The 19,817-nt window shown below is 73.2% G+C and carries 19 protein-coding genes; 8 read left to right on the forward strand and 11 right to left on the reverse strand.

The features are described 5' to 3' along the window. Window positions 1–93: 93 nt before the first annotated feature. The gene (locus IO39_RS17570) at window positions 94–615 is read right to left on the reverse strand and encodes a SigE family RNA polymerase sigma factor (protein WP_043623837.1); all 522 of its coding nucleotides are present in this window, start codon (window positions 613–615) and stop codon (window positions 94–96) included. 85 nt (window positions 616–700) lie between these two features. Here IO39_RS17570 and IO39_RS17575 point away from each other — a divergent pair, with 85 nt between their 5' ends. Together IO39_RS17575 and IO39_RS17580 are read left to right on the forward strand one after the other, a co-directional pair. After that, window positions 701–1,714, forward strand: a complete 1,014-nt coding sequence (locus IO39_RS17575; protein WP_043623840.1) for a hypothetical protein — start codon at window positions 701–703, stop codon at window positions 1,712–1,714. A 158-nt stretch (window positions 1,715–1,872) separates the two neighbouring features. Beyond that, on the forward strand, window positions 1,873–2,367 hold the full coding sequence (locus IO39_RS17580; RefSeq protein ID WP_211267056.1) for a hypothetical protein: 495 nt from the start codon (window positions 1,873–1,875) through the stop codon (window positions 2,365–2,367). On the opposite strand, the gene IO39_RS17585 is transcribed toward IO39_RS17580, so the two are convergent. Continuing rightward, window positions 2,339–2,713: a hypothetical protein gene (locus tag IO39_RS17585; RefSeq protein ID WP_157548518.1), complete on the reverse strand. Its 375-nt coding sequence runs from the start codon at window positions 2,711–2,713 to the stop codon at window positions 2,339–2,341. The two genes, IO39_RS17580 and IO39_RS17585, sit on opposite strands and share 29 nt — an antisense overlap. A 279-nt stretch (window positions 2,714–2,992) precedes the next feature. Between IO39_RS17585 and lhgD the strand changes: the two genes are divergently transcribed. The 6 genes from lhgD (at window position 2,993) to IO39_RS58920 (ending at window position 10,667) form a co-directional block, all read left to right on the forward strand. Beyond that, window positions 2,993–4,219: an L-2-hydroxyglutarate dehydrogenase gene (gene lhgD / locus IO39_RS17590; RefSeq protein ID WP_052423026.1), complete on the forward strand. Its 1,227-nt coding sequence runs from the start codon at window positions 2,993–2,995 to the stop codon at window positions 4,217–4,219. Between the two features lie 17 nt (window positions 4,220–4,236). After that, a complete protein-coding gene (locus tag IO39_RS17595; protein ID WP_157548521.1) occupies window positions 4,237–4,929 on the forward strand; it encodes a response regulator transcription factor in 693 nt (230 codons plus the stop codon). An 8-nt stretch (window positions 4,930–4,937) separates the two neighbouring features. Beyond that, the gene (locus tag IO39_RS17600) at window positions 4,938–6,344 is read left to right on the forward strand and encodes a HAMP domain-containing sensor histidine kinase (protein WP_245642031.1); all 1,407 of its coding nucleotides are present in this window, start codon (window positions 4,938–4,940) and stop codon (window positions 6,342–6,344) included. A 172-nt stretch (window positions 6,345–6,516) separates the two neighbouring features. After that, window positions 6,517–7,173, forward strand: coding sequence for a response regulator transcription factor (locus tag IO39_RS17605; protein ID WP_052423041.1), 657 nt, complete (start codon window positions 6,517–6,519; stop codon window positions 7,171–7,173). A 9-nt stretch (window positions 7,174–7,182) separates the two neighbouring features. Further along, complete coding sequence (locus IO39_RS17610) at window positions 7,183–8,991, forward strand: GTPase domain-containing protein (protein WP_052423027.1); 1,809 nt, start codon at window positions 7,183–7,185, stop codon at window positions 8,989–8,991. Beyond that, window positions 8,988–10,667: a GTPase gene (locus IO39_RS58920; RefSeq protein ID WP_052423028.1), complete on the forward strand. Its 1,680-nt coding sequence runs from the start codon at window positions 8,988–8,990 to the stop codon at window positions 10,665–10,667. The genes IO39_RS17610 and IO39_RS58920 overlap by 4 nt, the downstream gene beginning before the upstream one ends. Window positions 10,668–10,757: 90 nt before the next feature. Here IO39_RS58920 and IO39_RS17620 read toward each other — a convergent pair whose 3' ends face one another. From IO39_RS17620 to IO39_RS17660, 9 genes are all read right to left on the reverse strand, one after another. Continuing rightward, the gene (locus IO39_RS17620; protein ID WP_043623859.1) at window positions 10,758–11,951 is read right to left on the reverse strand and encodes an MFS transporter; all 1,194 of its coding nucleotides are present in this window, start codon (window positions 11,949–11,951) and stop codon (window positions 10,758–10,760) included. Window positions 11,952–12,061: 110 nt separating this feature from the next. Next, window positions 12,062–12,934, reverse strand: a complete 873-nt coding sequence (locus IO39_RS17625) for a hypothetical protein (RefSeq protein WP_052423029.1) — start codon at window positions 12,932–12,934, stop codon at window positions 12,062–12,064. 2 nt (window positions 12,935–12,936) lie between these two features. Further along, window positions 12,937–13,479, reverse strand: a complete 543-nt coding sequence (locus tag IO39_RS17630; RefSeq protein WP_043623862.1) for an RNA polymerase sigma factor — start codon at window positions 13,477–13,479, stop codon at window positions 12,937–12,939. Between the two features lie 60 nt (window positions 13,480–13,539). Beyond that, on the reverse strand, window positions 13,540–14,442 hold the full coding sequence (locus IO39_RS17635; protein ID WP_043623865.1) for a LysR family transcriptional regulator: 903 nt from the start codon (window positions 14,440–14,442) through the stop codon (window positions 13,540–13,542). 25 nt (window positions 14,443–14,467) lie between these two features. Then, a complete protein-coding gene (locus IO39_RS17640) occupies window positions 14,468–15,637 on the reverse strand; it encodes a glycine C-acetyltransferase (RefSeq protein ID WP_043623868.1) in 1,170 nt (389 codons plus the stop codon). Beyond that, entirely contained in the window at window positions 15,637–16,737 is a 1,101-nt protein-coding gene (tdh, locus tag IO39_RS17645) for an L-threonine 3-dehydrogenase (RefSeq protein WP_084773024.1), read from the reverse strand. Before tdh ends, IO39_RS17640 begins: the two co-directional genes overlap by 1 nt. Before the next feature lie 288 nt (window positions 16,738–17,025). Next, window positions 17,026–18,102: an SPFH domain-containing protein gene (locus IO39_RS17650; RefSeq protein ID WP_043623870.1), complete on the reverse strand. Its 1,077-nt coding sequence runs from the start codon at window positions 18,100–18,102 to the stop codon at window positions 17,026–17,028. A 3-nt stretch (window positions 18,103–18,105) separates the two neighbouring features. Then, the gene (locus tag IO39_RS17655) at window positions 18,106–18,537 is read right to left on the reverse strand and encodes an NfeD family protein (RefSeq protein ID WP_043623873.1); all 432 of its coding nucleotides are present in this window, start codon (window positions 18,535–18,537) and stop codon (window positions 18,106–18,108) included. A 73-nt stretch (window positions 18,538–18,610) separates the two neighbouring features. Next, a complete protein-coding gene (locus IO39_RS17660) occupies window positions 18,611–19,780 on the reverse strand; it encodes a L,D-transpeptidase (RefSeq protein WP_245642032.1) in 1,170 nt (389 codons plus the stop codon). Window positions 19,781–19,817: the final 37 nt, after the last annotated feature.

Here is a 19,817-nt window from a genome sequence, read left to right on the forward strand (position 1 = left end):
CAGGCCCTACAACCCCCATCAACACGGCGCTGCAGCCGCCCTTACCAAGCAAACGACCGAGCATGTTCCAGCGTGAGGTTGACACAGGGGGTGTCATCGGGCTACCTCCTCGGGGTCGACGTCACGCAGCAGACCGGCCAGTTCGGGGGCGAGGGCACGCAGGCGGCCGAGCGCGTGGCTCGTCTGGCTCTTGACCGTGCCCGCCGAGCAGCCCAGCAGGCCGGCGGTCTCCTCGACGCTGCGGTCCTCGTAGTAACGCAGCACCAGCACGGCCCGCTGGCGCGGCGTCAGACGCATCAGCGCCCGCTGCAGCGCCATCCGCGTCAGGCTCTCGTCGCCGGGGTCGCCCTGCTGCCCGGTCTCCGGGAGTGACGCGGTCGGGGTCTCCGCGCGTAAGCGCCGCCGCCAGGAGATGTGCTCGTTGACGAGGGCCCGGCGCACGTACGCCTCCGGGTTGCCCCCGGACAGCCTCCGCCAGTGCCTGGCCGTCCGCATCAGCACGGTCTGCAGCAGGTCCTCGGCCTGCGGGGCGTCGCCGGTGAGCAGGTACGCGGTGCGCATCAGCGATCGCTGGCGCGCCCGTACGAACTCCCTGAAGCCCTCATATGGGTCCATGCGTCTCCTCTCACCCGACTATCAACGCGACGGGGCCCGATCGCGTTGGAAGCCGGTGGGGCGGCGCGTGGGGCATGATGGCGAGGTGGGGGACTTCGTGATCAGGGTGCTCGCCGTCGTGGCGGCGTTCTTCCTGCTGCCCGCCGTGCCCGCCGTCGCGGCGGCGGACGACGACAGGATGGAGAAACTGTTCACCTTCAGGGACGCGCGGATCACGGAGTCGAGCGGGCTCGCCGTGTCGCCGACGCACGACGGCGTCTACTACACGCACAACGACAGCTCGGCCACCCCGACCTTCTACGCCGTGGACGGGCAGGGGCGCACGCGCGCCACCTTCCAGCTGCGCGGCGCGCAGGCGCGCGACTGGGAGGCGATGGCCGCGAGCCGGGACCCGGCGACCGGCCGGGGCGTGCTCTGGTTCGCCGACATCGGCGACAACCTCGACGGGGCCTGGCCCGACGTCTCGGTCTACAAGGTGATGGAGCCCGCCACGCTCGCCGACGCCACGCTGCCCGCCGTCCGCTACCGGTTCCGGTACGCCGACGGCGCGCGCAACGCCGAAGGGCTCATGGTGCACCCCAAGACCGGGCGGCTCTACGTGGTGTCGAAGGAGTTCGCCGGCTCGGTCTACGCCGCCCCCAAGAGGCTGCGCGCCGACCGGGTGAACGTGCTGCGCAAGGTGGCCGGCGCGCCCCTCATGGCCACCGACGCCGCCTACGCGCCCGACGGCTCGTCGTACATCGTCCGCACCTACTTCTCGGCCACCCTCTTCCGCCCCGACGGGCAGACGATCGCCAAGGTCACGATGCCGGAGCTGGAGCAGGCGGAGTCGATCGCGTACACGCCTGACGGCAAGTCCCTGCTCACGGGCACCGAGGGGGCGCGCAGCCCGGTCTACCGGGTGCCGATCCCGCAGGACTCCACGCCCACGCCCACGCCCACCCCGAGCCCGGCCAAGGCCGAGGACGACAAGGAGAGCGCGGCGGCCGAGGACTCCGCGGGCGGCGGCGGGCTGACGGGCACGGACATCCTCATCTGGCTCGCCGCCGCCGCGGCAGCCATCGGCGTCATCACCTTCCTGGCCCGCCGCACCCGCTGAGCCGCGGCGCTGCCCCGCCACCCGCCGTTCCCGGCCTGGGGTCTGCCCCGCCGCCCGCCGTCGCCGGGCGGAGGTTTCCGGCGCTCGCTCCCGCCGGGGAGGGTGGTTCCCCCGCGCGGGGGAGTGACGGCGGGCGGGCCGTCCCTAGGGTCACGGGCATGGACATGGTTCACGCTGATCGTCGGCGGCGCTGGCCGGCGTACGCGGTGGCGGTGCTGTTCCTCGGCTACGCCGTGGGGAAGGCCGCCTTCGCCCTCCAGCGCCGGCTCGGCTTCCCCGGCGGCCCGCCCGTCACGGCGGCCGAGACCGAGAGCTACTTCCTGGACGCGGCCACCGCCCAGTGGCTGGCCGCCGCGTCCGGCGTGCTGGGCGCCCTGGTCGCCCTCGCCACGGTCACGGCGTTGGGCCGCAGGCTGCCGCGCGTGCCGATGCTGCTCGTGCTGGCCGGGATGCTCCTGGCCGTGGGCGGCGGCGCGGGGATCATGATCGTGGACGGGTTCGTCGGCGTCGGCGTGGGCTGGCGGTGGTACCACGGAGTCCTGGGGCTCCTGGTGATCGGGCTCTTCCTGGAGATGACCCGCTCCTACGCGGCGGCCACCGGACGCGCGCCGGGCCGGCGGGGGCTCACCGGAAGTGGCGCATGGTCGCGGTGAACAGGTCGCCGCGCAGGGCCTGCTCGACCACGGCGACGGAGCGGGCCAGCCGCACCAGCCGCGGCCCCTCCTCGCGGTAGACGTCGAGCACGGACTGGACGGCATGGGGCGGAAGGTGGCCCTTGAGCTCCACCGCCGCGCTCCGGTAGCCCGCCCTGGCGGCCTCGACGGCCGCGTTCACGTGGTGCGCGGCCATCCTGGCCAGCGCGATCGGATGACGTTTCAACACCTCGTGGGCCCGGTAGTCGGGCGGCACGGCGTCGAGCAGCCAGGCCACGGCCGAGGTCTCCCAGTCGGGCACGCTGGGCGGACGAACCTCCGGCGGCCACTCCGGCGGCAGATACATACGGTCATCGTACATAGGTTCGATTACCCTGAGGGAGGGTGCTCCCCGGTGGACGCGCGGGTGCATGGCGCCAGGCGGACCGGCCGTTTACGATCACCAGGAGCTTCCCGTCCACGACGATCACCTGGAGGCCGTGGTGCCAGGCGGTGCCTCTCTTTCGCGCACCTGCGCGGCGCCTTCCACACCTGGGACGCAAGGCGCTGACGAGGGGAGAGCCCGACCGTTGAGCCGTCACTGAGCCCCCGTACGGCGGCAGGGCGCGCGTTTGATCGTCCAGATATGGCGGGGAGGGCTGGTAAGTCGGAAAATCGGCTTGTGACGGAGAAGATCGGAGTCGTGGGGGCGGGCGTCGTCGGGCTGGCGGTGGCTCGCGAACTGGCCATCACCCGGGGGGCCGCGGTCACCGTGCTGGAGAAGGAGCCGCGCGTCGGTGTCCACCAGACCGGGCACAACAGCGGCGTCGTGCACGCGGGCATCTACTACCCGCCGGGCTCGCTCAAGGCCAGGCTCTGCCGGGAGGGCGTGGCGCTGCTCAAGGAGTACTGCGCGGCGCACGGCCTGCCGTACCACGAGGCGGGCAAGCTGGTCGTGGCCGCCACGCGGGCCGAGCGGCCGCGGCTGGCCGCGCTGGCCGAGCGGGCGCGCGCCAACGGGGTGCCGGGCATCGCGGAGCTGGACGCGCTGGCGCTGCGCGAGATCGAGCCGCACGCGGTGGGCGTCGCCGCCGTCCACTCGCCGCACACCGCGATCTGCGACTTCCCGGCGGTCGCGCGGCGGCTCGCGCTGGACGTGGCGGAGCTGGGCGGGTCCGTACGCCTCGCGCACCCGGTCAGGGCCATCAGGGAACGGGCCGGCCGGGTCGAGGTGGTGGCGGGCAGGCGCAGGTTCGCCTTCGACCGGCTGGTGGTGTGCGCCGGGCTCGGCACCGACGCGGTCGCCCGGATGGCCGGGGCGCCGGGGGAGGTGCGCATCGTGCCGTTCCGCGGCGAGTTCTACGCGCTCAAGGGCACCGCGCGGGACCTGGTGCGGGGGCTGATCTACCCGGTGCCCGACCCGCGCTATCCGTTCCTGGGCGTGCACCTGACGCGGCAGATCGGCGGCGGCGTGCTGGTGGGGCCGAACGCGGTGCTGGCGCTCGCGTACGAAGGCTACGGATGGTCGAATTTCCGTAATGTTGGGCAAATTATTGGTTGGCCGGGAACGCTGCGCATGGCCAGGACCCACTGGCGCACCGGGGTGAAAGAGGTCTACGGATCGCTCGTCAAGAACGTCTTCCTGAGTGCCGCGCGCCGCTACGTCCCCGGCCTCACCGCCGCTGACCTGGAAAGGGCTCCCGGCGGCGTACGCGCGCAGGCCGTGGCCCGGGACGGCCGCCTGGTGGACGACTTCGTGGTGGACGTGCAGGGCAGGGTCGTCCTGGTGCGGAACGCCCCTTCGCCGGCCGCCACGTCAAGCCTCGCCATTGCGCGGCATATCGCGGGAATTGTCCCAGCACTCGTCCAATGAGGGCATCCTTGGAGGTGATGGAATCACGCCTGCTGATAGTCGAGGACGACCCCAACATCCTCGAACTCCTCGCCGCGAGCCTGAGGTTCGCGGGTTTCGACGTGACCACGGCGAAGAGTGGCCTGGACGCCGTGGCCGCCGTCCAACGACACCGCCCTGACCTCGTCGTGCTCGACGTCATGCTGCCCGACCTGGACGGTTTCGAGATCGTCCGGCGGATGCGCGGCGGCGGACTGCACACGCCGGTGGTGTTCCTCACCGCCCGTGACGAGACCGAGGACAAGATCCGCGGGCTCACGATCGGCGGCGACGACTACGTGACCAAGCCGTTCAGCCTGGAGGAGGTGGTCGCCAGGATCCACGCCGTGCTGCGCCGCACGGCCGGGGAGCCGCAGGCGGCGCCGCCGCGGCTGACGTTCGCCGACATCGAGCTGGACGAGGAGAGCCACGAGGTGTGGCGCGGCGGCAACGCGGTCGCGCTGTCGCCGACCGAGTTCAAGCTCCTGCGCTACTTCATGACGAACGCCGGCCGCGTCCTGTCCAAGCCGCAGATCCTCGACCACGTCTGGGACTACGACTTCCGCGGGGAGGTGGGCATCGTCGAGTCGTACGTGTCCGTGCTCCGCCGGAAGATCGACAACCGGAGCCCGCGGCTCATCCACACCCTGCGCGGCGTCGGATACGTCCTGCGCCTGCCGCCGGGCCCCTGATGCGCGGCATGCCGCTGCGGATCAAGCTCATCGCGTCGATGCTGGCGCTGCTCGGCCTGGGCATGTTCTTCATCGGCCTGGTGAGCGTGTCGGTGCTGCACGGCTACCTGCTCGACCGCGTCGACAGCCAGCTCCACCTGCTCAGCGCGCGCATGGACAAGAAGGTCAGGAGCGACTGGAGGCGCGACAGGGAGACCGGCGAGCATCCCATCCTCATCGAGTCCGACGCGATCGCCCTGGTCAGGGAGCCGGGCGGGGAGTTCGTGCCGATGCTGACCGACCGCGACGTGGACCGCAAGCCCAAGCCCGTCCTGCCGCGCTCGCCCGGCCCGCCCGAGCCCTACACCACCCGCGCCGCCAGCGGAGACGGCGAGTGGCGGGTGCTGGAGAGCATGGTGCAGCGGCGCACCCTGCTGGTCGCGGTGGACCTGGAGGAGGTGGACGCCATCACCCGCCGGCTCGTGCTCATCGAGCTGCTGGGCGGCGGCGGCATCCTGCTCATCCTGACCGTGGTGGGCATCACGATCGTGCGGCGCAGCATGCGGCCGCTGGCCGAGATCGGGCGTACGGCCGAGGCCATCGCCGGCGGCGAGCTGGGGCGCCGGGTGCCCGACGGCGACCCGCGTACCGAGGTGGGCAGCCTGGCCCGGTCGCTGAACGGGATGCTGGCCCAGATCGAGGCCGCGTTCGCCGCCAGGTCCGCCTCCGAGGCGGCGGCCCGCCGCTCCGAGGACCGCATGCGGCAGTTCGTCGGCGACGCCTCCCACGAGCTGCGCACCCCGCTCACCTCCATCCGCGGCTTCGCCGAGTACGCCCGGCAGAACCCGAACGCCGACCCCGCCGAGATGATGCAGCGCGTGGAGAAGGCCGCCGCCCGGATGAGCCTGCTGGTGGACGACCTGCTGCTGCTGGCCAGGGTGGACCAGCAGCGGCCGTTGAAGATGCAGCCGGTGGACATGCTGGCGCTGGCCGCCGACGCCGTGCAGGACGCCCGCATCCTCGCCCCCGACCGGCTGATCAAGCTGGACGTGGTCGGCGGCGCCGCCCTGATCGTCTCCGGCGACGAGGTGCGCCTGCGCCAGGTCGTCAGCAACCTCGTCACCAACGCCATCGTGCACACCGAGCCCGGCTCCCCGATCATCGTGCGGGCCGGGGCGGGCACGGACAAGCTGTTCGTCGAGGTCGTCGACCACGGGCCCGGCCTCACGCCCGAGCAGGCCGAGCACGTCTTCGAGCGCTTCTACCGGGCCGACTCCGCCCGGTCGCGCCGCAACACCGCCGGAGACCGCGGCAGCGGGCTGGGCCTGGCCATCGTCCGGGCGCTCGTGCAGGCCCACGGCGGCACCGTCAGCCTGGACACCTCGCCGGAGGCCGGCTCGACCTTCCGCGTCGAGCTTCCGCTCGCCCTGGAGTGATCCCCTTCGCGCCCGCCGGGCCCTGCCCGCCGGGCCCTGCCCGCCGGGCCCTGCGCGCCGGCTCCGACGCGTCCTTCGGCGCCGAACTCCCACTCGCCTTGGAGTCATCCTTCAGCTAACCCTCAGGCTGCTGCGTCACTCTAAGTAGGTGACGAAACCCGAGGCGCTGATCATGGTGGTGGACGACGAGCCCAGCATCAGGGATCTGCTCTCCGCGAGTCTGCGCTTCTCCGGGTTCGAGGTGCTCACCGCCGCCGACGGTGAGGAGGCCGTGGAGGTGGCCCTGCGCACCTCGCCCGACCTGGTGGTGCTCGACGTGATGCTGCCCGACCTCGACGGGTTCGAGGTGGCCAGGCGCATCGCGGCGCCGGTGCTGTTCCTGACCGCGCGCGACGCCACCGAGGACAAGATCGCCGGGCTGCGGGTGGGCGACGACTACGTGACCAAGCCGTTCAGCCTGGAAGAGGTGCAGGCCAGGATCAGGGCGGTGCTGCGGCGTACGCGCGGGGAGAGCGCGCCCGTCAGCAAGCTCAAGGTGGCCGACCTGGAGCTGGACGAGGAGGCGCGCGAGGTGACGCGCGGCGGCCGGCAGGTGCGGCTGTCGCCGACCGAGTTCAAGCTGCTGCACTACTTCATGGTCAACGCCGGGCGGGTGTTGTCGAAGGCGCAGATCCTCGACCACGTGTGGAACTACGACTTCGGCGGCGACGCGGGCGTGGTCGAGTCGTACGTGTCCTACCTCAGGCGCAAGGTCGACGACGTCGAGCCGCGGCTCATCCACACCCTGCGCAGTGTCGGATACGTGCTTAGAGAGCCGCCGCCTGGTTAGTTTGACCTCATGGACCTGCTGGGCGCGCTGGAGTCGCTGCGGCGGCCGCTGGACCGGGAGCTGTTCCCGCTGGCCGTCGGCGAGGCGGAGGCCGACAGGCGCGCGCTGCGGGAGCTGACCGGGCAGCTCGACGACTATCTGCTGCCCCGGCTGCGCGCCCTGGACGCGCCGCTGCTCGCCGTCGTCGGCGGCTCCACCGGGGCGGGCAAGTCCACGCTGGTCAACTCGCTGGTCGGGGCCGACGTCGCCGAGCCGGGCGTGCTGCGGCCCACCACGCTGGTGCCCACGCTCGTCGTCAGCCCGGCCGACCGCTCCTGGTTCATGGGCCAGAACGTGCTGCCCGGCCTGTCCCGCGCGACCGGCCAGAGCCCCGGCGCGCTGCGCGTGGTGACCTCTCCCGCGCTCGGCGCCGGGCTGGCGCTGCTCGACGCGCCCGACATCGACTCCGTGGTGACCGCCAACCGGGAGCTGGCCGCCCAGCTCCTGGCCGCCGCCGACCTGTGGCTGTTCGTCACGACCGCCGCCCGGTACGCCGACGAGGTGCCGTGGAGCTTCCTGCGCTCGGCCCGCGAACGCAGCACGGCGCTGGCCGTCGTCCTCGACCGGGTGCCCGCCGAGGCCGTCGAGCCCGTCAGCCGCGACCTGGCCCGCCTGCTGGCCGAGAACGGGCTCGATGGCACCCGGCTGTTCACCGTCCCCGAGATCGCGCTCCCCGACGAGAAGGCCCGGCTGCCCGCCGCCTGTGTCGAGCCCGTCTCCGCCTGGCTGACGGGGCTGGCCGCCGACGCCGCCGAACGCGCCCGCGTCGTACGCCAGACGCTCTCGGGGGCGCTCGACAGCCTCGCCACCCGGGTGCCGTCGCTGGCCACGGCCGTCGAACGCCAGCAGGCCGCCTTCGACGGGTTGCGCTCCGTCGTGACCGGCGCGTACGCGGGGGCGATGGCCGACTTCGACGCCGGCCTGCGGGACGGGTCGCTGCTGCGCGGCGAGGTGCTGGCCCGCTGGCAGGACTTCATCGGCACCGGCGACCTCATGCGCTCCCTGGAGAGCCGGGTCGGCCGGCTGCGTGACCGCGTCGTCGGCTTCTTCACCGGGCGGGTGCCGGAGGCCCGGCTCAGGGACGCGCTGGAGAGCGGCGTGGAGTCGCTGATCAGGGGCGTCGCCGACGGGGCCGCGGAGCGGGCGCTGGAGGGCTGGTCGGCCGCGCCCGGCGGGGCCGGGCTGCTCGACCGGCTCGGCGCCGTCGAGTCCGCCCGCCTGGGCCGCGCCTCGGCCGGACTGGGCGGCCGGGCCGAGGCGGCGGTGCGCGGCTGGCAGGGGTACGTGCTGGACCTGGTGCGCGAGGAGGGAGCCGAACGCCGGACCGCCGCCAGGGTGGCCTCCTTCGGCGTGAACGGGGCCGGGCTGCTGCTCATGCTGGCCGTCTTCGCCTCCACCGGCGGGCTGACGGGGATCGAGGTGGGGATCGCGGGCGGGACCAGCGTGTTGTCGCAGAAGCTGCTGGAGGCGGTCTTCGGCGACCAGGCGGTGCGGACGCTGACCGCCCGGGCCCGGGAGGACCTGCGGGACCGCGTACGGGAGCTGCTGGCCGAGGAGTCGGCCCGGTTCACCGCGCACCTGGAGACGGTCGAACCGCCCCGGGGCACGGCGGACGCCCTGCGCGCGGCGGCCCGGCGCATCGAGGCCCACCGCGCCGACCTCCCCGCGGCCGACCTCCCCGCGGCCGACCTCCCCGCGGCCGACCTCCCCGCGGCCGACCTCCCCGCGGCCGGCCTGCCCGCGACCGGGCGGGCGGACGGTGCGGAGGAGAGGCCGTGAAGCTGCTGCGCCGCAAGGAGGGGCCCTCCCTCGACACCCGGCTGGCCGCCCTGCTGGAGGCCGCCGCGCTGGGCGAGGGACGGCTGCCCGAGCAGGACGTGTCCGGCGCGCGGGCGGTCGCCGAACGCGCCGGCGCGCGCCGCGAGCTGTCCCTCGACCACACCGTGGCCGCGCTGGCGGGCGCCACGGGCAGCGGCAAGTCCTCGCTCTACAACGTCCTGGCCGGCGAGGAGCTGGCGGACGTCGGCGTCACCAGGCCCACGACCTCGACCGCCCAGGCGGCTCTGTGGGACGGCGATGGAGCGGGCCCGCTGCTGGACTGGCTGGAGGTCCCGCACCGCCACGCGGCCACCGCCGACGGTCCGGAGCTGTCCGGGCTCGTCCTGCTCGACCTGCCCGACCACGACTCCATCCGCCTGTCGCACCGGCTGGAGGTGGACCGGCTGGTCGAGCAGGTCGATCTGCTGGTGTGGGTGGTGGACCCGCAGAAGTACGCCGACGCGGCCCTCCACGAGCGCTACCTGCGCCCGCTGGCCGGGCACCGGGACGTGATGGTGGTCGTACTCAACCAGGTGGACCGGCTGCCCGCCCCCGCGGTGGAGCGCTGCCTGGACGACCTGCGCCGCCTCCTGGACGGCGACGGCCTCACCGGCATCCCCGCGCTCGCGGTGTCCGCGCGGACCGGGCAGGGCGTGGCGGAGCTGCGCGCGCTGCTGGGGGAGCGCGTCTCGGAACGCAGGTCCTGGTCGGCCCGCCTGGCCGCCGACATCACCACCGCCGCCGGCCGCCTCGCCACGGCGGGGACGGACGCCGGAACTCCGGCGGGGACGGACGCCGGGGCTCCGGCGGGCGGGGCGGGGAAGTGGGCGGCGGGGGCCGAGCGGGCGCTCACCGGCGCGCTGTGCACGGCGGCCGGCGTGCCGCTGGTCGTGGAGGCCGTGGCCAAGGGGCACCGGCACCGCGCCATCGCCGCCACCGGCTGGCCGGTCACCCGATGGGTGCGACGCTTCCGCCCCGACCCCTTGCGCAGACTCCGCATCGGCATCGGGCAGCGGCCGGAAACCGCGCCGGCCGGGCAGGAGGGCCGGGAGGTTGTCGGGCGTACCTCCGTGCCGGCGGCGTCGGCCGTGCAGCGGGCGCAGGTCGAGACGGCGGTCAGGGACGTCGGCGAGGCGGCCTCGGCCGGGCTGCCGGGCCCGTGGGCGGCGGCGGCGCGGCAGGCGGCCAGGTCGCGGGCCGGGGAGCTGGCGGACGCGGTGGACCGGGCGGTGGCCACCAACTCCGCCGTCGGCACCCGGCGGCCCCGCTGGTGGCGGGCCGTGAACGCGGTGCAGTGGCTGGTGTTCGCGGCCCTGCTGGCGGGCGTGGCGTGGCTGGGCGTGCTGTTCGCGATGGACTACCTGCGCCTGCCCCAGCCGCCGCTGCCGACCGTCGGCGTCGTGCCGTGGCCGACGGTGCTGCTGGTGGGCGGGGCGCTGGCGGGCGTGCTGATCGCCGCGCTGTCGCGGCTGGCGGCCTGGGCGGGCGGCCGGCGCCGGGCCCGCCGTACGGCCAAGGCGCTGCGCTCCGCGATCGGGCAGGTCGGCAGGGAGCTGGTGCTGGAGCCGGTCCAGGCGGAGCTGGACACGTACGCCCGCTTCACCGAGGCCCTCGACCTGGCCCGCGCCCGTACGTGAGCGGCGGCGGAGCCGGACACGCAGGCCCGCCTCACCGAGGCCCCGACCGTGCTCGTACGTGAAGGCGGAGCTGGACCCCGTAGGCCCGCCTCACCGAGGTCCTCGACCGCGCCCGCGCAGGAGGAGCGGCGTCGCCAGGGCCGCGCCCAGCAGGGCGAAGGCGGAGGCCGCGAGGAAGGGGGAGGAGGGGCCGAAGCCTTCCCCGGCCATCCCGGCGACCGCCGCGCCCACCGCGCCGCCCGCGCCGAGCGAGGTGGACACCCAGCCGAACGCCTCGGCCTCGGCGCCGGCCGCGTACTCGTCCACCAGCAGCGACGACGTCGTCAGCGCCGGGTTGAGCACCAGCCCCCCGGCGAACAGCACCACCCCGACCACCGGCAACGCGCCGGCCAGCGCCGCGGGCACGAGGGCGAGCCCGAGCGCCAGCATCAGCGCCACCAGCCGCGCCTGGACCGCCGAGCCCCACGAGCGCGCGCCGTAGGCGGCGGCCCCCGCGATGCCGCCCAGCGACAGCGCCGCGACGAGCGCCCCGGCCGCGGCCGGCACGCCCTGTGAGGTGGCCAGCGCGGGCACCCCCACCTGCAGCGCCCCGAAGGTGCAGCCGTGCAGCAGCACCACGGACAGCAGCACCGGCATCCGGCGGTCGGCGAAGACCCGCCCTCGCCCCCGCGAGGACGGGCCCGGGCCCGCCTGCAGCGCCCGGGAGAAGGCCAGCGTGCCGGAGCCGGCGGCCGCCGCGACCACGCCCAGGGCCAGCGAGGACGAGGCCACCGCGATCAGCAGCCCGAACAGCAGCGGCCCGATCATCATGGCCAGCTCCTGCACCAGGTAGACGAGGCTGTAGGCGGCGGTACGCCCCTCGTCGCCCGTCCTGCGGCCCCACTCGATCCGCATGCTGACGGAGATCGGCGGCAGCCCGATCCCGGCCACCCATGCCGGCGCCGTCATGGCCCACCACGGCGATCCGGCCCGCGCGCAGGCCAGCAGCGCCAGCAGTGCCGCCACGTGCAACAGGGCCGTGGCGGCCAGCACCGGCCGGGCCCCGCGCCGGTCCATGAGCCGCCCCTGCACGGGCCTGCCCATGCCGCTCCCGACGGAGAACGCCGCCGCGGCCACTCCCGCCAGTGCCAGGGAGCCGTCGGCCTCCTGCACCACCAGGACGATCCCGACGGGCGCGACCTGCTGCGTGAGCTGGGCCAGGAACCCGAGCACGGCCTGCGCCGGGACCCCGGGCAGGGCGAGCAGCCTCCGGTAGGGAAGGCCGTCCGGCCCGTTTCGCGGCATATGTGACACGCTACCCGGGCCCAGGGTGGCCGTTGACCGCTGCTTGGGGAGGCAGGGCACGGAGCAGTCGTTCCCCCGCTGCTCCAGGCTGTTCCCCCGCCGCTCCGGGTTCAGGAGACGGAGCAGCCGTTGACCCGCTGCGACTTCTTGTTGCGGTGGGCGACCTCCTCCTCCGTCATCGGCTCCTCCGCGACGGACAGGGTGGCCACGCCGGGCTCGGTGAGGAATCCGCCCTCGACGTGCCAGTCGGCGGGCGCGGAGCTCATCATGTCACTTCCGTCGTCGTTGCCGACCAGCGCCCTGTTCGAGTACTCGCTGACGCGCACCCCGCGCTCCTTCAGCAGCGGCAGCACCTCCGAGACCTTCTTGTTGAGGTAGGGCACGCACGCCATGGGCTCGCCCTTGGCGTCGAACGTGGTGACGCTCTGGTACTTCTCGCCCGGCCGCGCCTTCCTGCTCACCGCGATTTCGGCGGTGCCGGCGTAGTCCTTCGGGATCTTCACGCCGATGGCGCAGCCGTCCATCCGGGCGCACGGGCCCGGCGGGTAGATGCCCTTGATCTCGTTCACGTACTCGTCGTCCGGCGTCGTGGGGAAGACCTGGCCCTCGAAGGCGGCGGTGGCGGGTATGACGCGCAGGGTGACGTTGAGCCCGGCGGCCCGTAGCTGCTTCTCGTACACCTTCGGGTTGGCGTAGAGGTCCTTGATCTGGATGACGTAGTGGCCGCCTTCCTCCTTGATGTCGAGAGCGGCGGCGGGCGAGACCGGGAGCAGCCACGTGGTGGCCGCCACGGCCCCGGCCGCCAGCAGCGCTCCCGCGGGGATGGCCACCCGCAGGCCCAGCCGCCTGCGGGACCGCGCGGGCTCGGGGGCGGGCGGGCCCGCCATGATCTCGTGCATCAGCTCGCGGGCTCCCTCGCTGACTCCGGTGACGGGAGGCGCGGCGAACCGGGAGACGACGTCGTCGATGTGCTTGTGGCCCATGGTTACTGTCCTTTCGCGAGAGAGACGGCGCGGCTTCCGTAGCCGGCGAGGTCGGGGTCGAGGGCGGCCAGCTCCTTGGCCAGCCGCTTGCGGGCGCGGTGCAGGCGCAGCCGGGCCGCTCCGCGTGAGCAGCCGAGCACCTTCGCGATCTCGGCTCCGCTGAGGCCCTCCCAGGCGACCAGCGAGAGCAGCTCCTTGTCGTCGTCCGCCAGCCGCTGGAACGCCTGCTGGGCCGGGTCGTAGGTGGTGCCGGGCTGGGTCCAGGCCGCGGCCTCCTCGCGCAGCCGGACGGCCAGGGCGATCCTGCGCTCCTCGGCGCGGAAGTGGTTGGCGAGCACGCGCCTGGCGACGCCGTACAGCCAGAGCCTGGCCTCGTCGCCCTGCGGGACGGCGCTCAGGCGCCGCCAGGCCGTGGTGAAGGTCTCCGCGATCACGTCCGCGATGTCGTCGGGTGACCCGGCGCGTCGCCGCACGTAGCTGGCGACGGCGGGATAGTACGCCATGTAGATCTCCTCGAAGCGTTGCTCGGGCTCAGACGGCCCCATGTGGCGTTCCTTCCGATCGGCGAACACATTTGAGGAGATGTCCGGATATGTGGAGGTGTTTCACGCCGTTCCGAGAGATTCCGCGATCGTGCGGAGGGTGGCCAGCAGCGGGCGCAGGAGAGGATGGGCGTCGGAGCCGCGGCGTACGGCGGCGAAGACGCGGCGCTCGGGACCCGGCGTGTGACGGACGACGACGCCCGGCAGCGCCATGTCGCGCAGCGCCAGCCGCGGCACCAGCGCCACCCCGGCCCCCGCCCCGACCAGGGCCACCACGGCGCGGAAGTCGTCGGAGCAGTGCACGAGGCCGGGCGTGAAGCCCGCCTGCTGGCAGGCGAACGTGATCACGTCGTGCACGGGGTTGCCCGGATAGGGGCCGATCCAGGTCTCGCCGGACAGCGAGACCAGCGTGGCCGTCTCGGCGAGGGGATGGTCGCGGGGGAGCACCAGGTCGAACGGCTCGGCGTACAGGGGACGGCGTGACAGCCGCCGGTCGGCGGCGTCGGGCGCGCCCCGGTACTCCACCGCGATCGCCAGGTCGGCCCGGCCGTCCAGCAGCATGGTCAGCGCCTGGTCGCCCTCGGCGTCGTGCACGCGCACGGACAGGCCGGGGGCGGCGGCGCGCAGGGCGGCGATCGCGGGGGAGAGCACGGCGCTGATCGCGGTGGCGAAGCAGGCCACGGTGACCTCGCCCGCCTCGCCCGTCGTGTACGCCGCCACCTCCGCCTCGGCCCGTTCGAGCTGGGCCAGGACCTCGTTGGCGTGGCGGAGCATGATCGTGCCGACGGCCGTGAGGCGCACGCCGCGCCCGTCACGGGTGAACAGGCGGTGGCCCACCTCGTGCTCCAGCGCCACGAGCTGCTGGGACACGGCGGAGGGCGTCAGGTGCAGCGCCGCCGCGGCCGCGGTGACCGTGCCGTGGTCGGCCACCGCGCGCAGCGTGCGCAACCGCCGCGTGTCTATCACGCAGCGAGGATACTGGGTGCCCCGGCTAGCCCCTGGCCTGGACGAACGCCGCCACGGCGCGGTCGACGTCCTGCTCGGAGTGGGCCGCCGAGAGCTGCACCCGGATCCTGGCCTGGCCGTGCGGCACGACCGGGTAGGAGAAGCCGATCACGTAGACGCCCAGGTCGAGCAGGCGCTCGGCCATGGCCCCCGCCTCGGCGGCGTCGCCGATCATCACGGGCACGATCGGGTGGTCGCCCGGCAGGATGTCGAACCCGTTCCTGGTCATCTCGCTGCGGAAGCGGGCGGTGTTGGCGCGCAGCCGCTCGCGGGCCTCGCCTGAGGTCTCCAGCAGGTCGAGGATGCGCAGCGAGGCCGCGGCGATGACCGGGGCGAGGGAGTTGGAGAACAGGTAGGGGCGCGAGCGCTGGCGCAGCAGCTCGCAGATCTCCTTGCGGGCCGCGACGTAGCCGCCGCTGGCCCCGCCCAGCGCCTTGCCCAGCGTGCCGGTGATGATGTCGATCCGGTCGGTGACGCCGTGCAGCTCCGGCGTGCCCCGGCCGGTGGGGCCGACGAAGCCGACGGCGTGGGAGTCGTCGACCATGACCATGGCGTCGTACTGCTCGGCCAGGTCGCAGATCTCCCGCAGCGGCGCGAGGTAGCCGTCCATGGAGAACACGCCGTCGGTCACGATCAGCCGCCGCCGCGCCCCCGACGCCTCCTTCAGCCGCGCCTCCAGCTCGGACATGTCGCGGTTGGCGTACCTGAAGCGCTGGGCCTTGGACAGCCGGATGCCGTCGATGATGCTGGCGTGGTTGAGCGCGTCGGAGATGACCGCGTCCTGGGCGTCGAGCAGGGTCTCGAACACGCCGCCGTTGGCGTCGAAGCACGAGCTGTAGAGGACGGTGTCCTCCATGCCCAGGAAGTCCGACAGGCGGCCCTCCAGCTCCTTGTGCACCTCCTGGGTGCCGCAGATGAACCGGACGGAGGCCATGCCGAACCCCCACCGGTCGAGCGCCTGCTTGGCCGCCTCGACCACCGCGGGGTGGTCGGCCAGGCCCAGGTAGTTGTTGGCGCAGAAGTTCAGCACCTCGCGGCCGGCCACGCTCACCTGCGAGCTCTGCGGGGTGGAGATCACGCGTTCGGGCTTGAGCAGCCCGGCCTCGGTGATCTCGTCGAGCGTCGTACGCAGCTGCTCGCGCACGTTCGTGAACATCAGGCGCTCCTGTCGATGGTCGTGGCCGCTGCGGCCTCGGTCGGCTCGTTCCCCGCCCCCTCGGCCAGGGCCCCCTCGCTCCAGTCGAGGATCACCTTGCCCGTCCGGCCGCTGGCCGCCGTGTCGAAGGCGGCGTCGAAGTCCCGGTAGGAGAACCGGTCGGTGATCACGGGGGAGAGGTCGAGGCCCTTCTCCAGCAGGACGGACATGTTGTACCAGGTCTCGTACATCTCGCGGCCGTAGACGCCCTTGATCGTGAGCATCGACGTCACGACCGTGGACCAGTCGACGGCGAACTCCTCGGCGGGCAGCCCCAGCATGGCGATCCTGCCGCCGTGGGCCATGCTCGCGATCATGTCGCGCATCGCCACCGGGCTGCCGGACATCTCCAGCCCCACGTCGAAGCCCTCGCGCAGGTGGAGCCGGCTCATGCCCTCGGCGATCGAGGAGCGGGAGACGTTGAGCGCGAGGGAGACGCCGAGCTTGCCGGCCAGGTCGAGCCGCTCGTCGCTGACGTCGGTGATCATCACGTTGCGCGCGCCGACGTGGGTGGCCACGGCCGCGGCCATCAGGCCGATCGGGCCCGCGCCGGTGATCAGCACGTCCTCGCCGACCAGCGGGAAGGACAGCGCGGTGTGCACGGCGTTGCCGAACGGGTCGAAGATGGCCGCCACGTCGGGGTGCACGGGGACGCGGTGGACCCACACGTTCGAGGCGGGCAGCGTGAGGTATTCGGCGAAGGCGCCGTCCCTGTTGACCCCCAGGCCGACCGTGTTGGCGCACAGGTGCCGGCGGCCGGCCATGCAGTTGCGGCACTTGCCGCACACGATGTGGCCCTCGCCGCTGACCAGGTCGCCGACGGAGATGTCCTCGACGCCGGGCGCCACCTCGACCACGTGGCCGGAGAACTCGTGCCCGACGATGAGCGGCAGCTCCAGCGTGTGCCGGGCCCAGTCGTCGAACTTCCGGATGTGCAGGTCGGTGCCGCAGATGCCGGTGCGCAGCACCCGGATCTTCACCTCACCGGGCCCCGGCGCCGGCTCCGGCACGTCCACCAGCCGCAGACCAGGCTCGGCCCTCTCCTTGACCAGCGCTTTCATGCCCCTCACTTCCCCCAGAAAGAACCTAACGCACTGTGCCCGCTCCGCCCGGGACCTGTCCATCGAGGAGTTCTTAAGTGCCCCCACAGCTCTGCTTCACGCGGCCGTTCTGCTTCACGCGGCCGTGCCGAAGGAGCCGAACGGCGGGAACCCGGCGACGCGGGCGGACGGCGAAGGAAGGGCGGACAAGCCGGCGCCCGCCGCACGGGCCAGGCGTGCGACGGGCGCCGTTCGGGGCGTGACCGGGTGGCCGGGGTCGCCGGCCGCGGGCGGGCCGGCGCGGTGGGGTCAGTGTTCGGCCTGCTCGGGCTTCTTGTCCAGGTCGGGGAAGGGAGACGGCTCCTTGGCGGCCTGGGTGAGCTGCCGGGGGCCGTTCGGGCTCTCGGCCTCCTGGGCGTCGGCGACGGCCTCCGCCGCGGCCTCGGCCGCCTTGGCGGCCTCTTCCTCGGCCGCCGAGCTCTCCGGGACCTCCTCGCGGGTGGCCGACGAGCGCGGCAGGGCCTCGGTGAACGCCTTCGAGACCCCCTGCAGCGCCGAGGTGACCTCGCTGGGGATCACCCAGAACGTGTTGCCCTCGCCCTGGGCGAGCTGCGGCAGCACCTGGAGGTACTGGTAGGCCAGCAGCTTGGGGTCGGGGTCGTTGCGGTGGACGGCCTGGAAGACCTGGTCGATGGCGCGCGACTGGCCCTCGGCCTCCAGGATGGCGGCGGTGCGCTGGCCCTCGGCGCGCAGGATGCGGCTCTGCTTGTCGCCCTCCGCCGTGAGGATCTGCGACTGGCGCTGGCCCTCGGCGTTGAGGATGGCGGCGCGCTTGTCGCGCTCGGCCCGCATCTGCTTCTCCATCGCGTCCTTTATCGTCTTCGGCGGGTCGATCGCCTTGATCTCGACGCGGTTGACGCGCAGCCCCCACTTGCCCGTGGCCTCGTCGAGCACGCCGCGCAGCTGGCTGTTGATGGTGTCGCGGGAGGTGAGCGTCTTCTCCAGGTCCATCGAGCCGACGACGTTGCGCAGCGTGGTGACCGTGAGCTGCTCGACGCCGGTGATGTAGTTGGCGATCTCGTACGCCGCCGCCCGCGGATCGGTGACCTGGAAGTAGAGCACGGTGTCGATCTCGACGACCAGGTTGTCCTCGGTGATGACCGGCTGGGGGCGGAAGGAGACGACCTGCTCACGGAGGTCGATCATGGGATAGACGCGGTCGATGTACGGGATGACGAAGTTGAGACCCGGCTTGAGCGTGCGGTGGTAGCGGCCGAGGCGCTCGACGTTGCGGGCACGGGCTTGCGGGACGATCCGGACCGCTTTGAGCAGGGTCATCACGGCGAAGAGTATGACGAACAGTCCGACCAGCAACAGCGGGTCCATGAGTCACTCCCGGGGATATACGAGGGCTGTCGCCCCTTCGATCTCGATGATGTCGACGGTCGCCCCCGCGGGGATCACCAGGGTCTCGTCGTAGGCGCGCGCCGACCATTCCTCGCCCCCGACGCGCACGCGACCGTCGCGCCCCGTCACCTCGGACACGACGTAGGCGGGTTTCCCCACGAGCGCCTCCACGCCGAACCGCTGCAGCGGCGGCTGCTTGACATGGCGCATGGCGATCGGCCTGAGCACCAGCAGGCCGCCCGCCGAGGACAGGGCGAAGAAGAGTAACTGCAGGGGGACGGGCAGTCCGAGGGCCGCGGTCCCGGCCGTCAGCAGGGCGGCGACACCGAGCAGGCCGAGCGAGGCGGTGAGCGTGAATATCTCGGCCACGCCGAGGACGACTGCGAGGATTACCCAGATGATCCATTCATCCATGTCGGCCCTCCTGTCAAGACAACGGGCCCGTGTCCGCGTGTGGTTCCCCCCAACCTCCACCGTAGTCCGGATTTCAGCGCTTCGGCACCCTTCCACCTGCGGCGTCGATTTTCACCAGCGCGCTGCCCTGACGCCATTTCTCCCACGGCAGTTGCCAGAAACCCCATCCGTTGTCCCATTCGAGGGGGCGGCTGGTGCCGGTGATCGTGACGGGGTCGCCGCGCAGCGAGGTGTCGTAGAACCAGGCCGCCTGGTCGGGTCGGGCGTTGACGCAGCCGTGGCTGACATTTGACCGGCCCTGGGCCCACAGGTTGTCCTTGGCGTGCACGTATTCGCCGCTGTCGGAGATGCGCACGGCGTGGTCGATCATCAGGTCGTAGAAGCCCGGGTCGCCCTTCTCCCGGCCCGGCGAGATCATGCGGACCGGGTGGCCCTTGTCCATGGTCAGATGCACGCCGCTGGTCGTGGTGTATTCGACGGTGGTGGCCATGCCGGCGCTGATGGCCATGCGCCGGGCCACCGCGCCGTCGCGGTGGACGAGCATCTGGTGGGTCCGGGTGTCGATGGTGCTGGTCTGCCTGCGGCCGACGGTGAAGGAGAAGGTGGAGTCGACGGCGCCGTAGAGGCCGTCGCCGGCGCGCACGCCCGCCAGGTGCGCGGTGACCGTGACCTGCTGCCTGGGCGTCCAGAACCGCCGGGTGCGGTAGATCACCCGGGTGTCGCCGATCCAGCGCCAGGCGCCCTCGACCGGCTCCTCCGCGGTGACCTCCAGCGCCCGCTCGACGGCCGCCCTGTCCTCGATCGGGGCGTCGAAGTCGATGATGACGGGCATGCCGACGCCGACCGTCTCGCCGGGCAGCGGCGCGGTGCCGGCCACCTGGAACGTCCTGGCGGCGGCGCGGGTGCGGACCCGGCCCATCGCCACGGTGGCGGGCGCGCCCTGGCGGGTGGCGGTGGCGGTCACCGTGTATTCGGCCGCGGGCTTGAGCGTCCAGTCGGTGCGCCACGTCGTCCGGCTCGCGTCGAGCCGCCCGGGGACCGGCTCGCCGTCCTGGTAGACCAGCACCTGGCTGAGCGTGCCGCCCTGCGCGGTGACCACCAGGCCGCGGTCGGGGCGGGCCCGCTTGGAGTCGAACGGCGGCCAGACCCGCACGACCGGCGGCGCCCCCGTGGGAGCCTCGGGGACGGAGCCGCAACCGGCAAGAAGGACGCCGCAGACCAGGAGAAAAGCGACATGGAACATCGCGGCGCGCCACATGGGACTCCTGCTTTCCGAGGGA

The organism is Nonomuraea candida, assembly GCF_000725485.1.
GTDB lineage: Bacteria > Actinomycetota > Actinomycetes > Streptosporangiales > Streptosporangiaceae > Nonomuraea > Nonomuraea candida.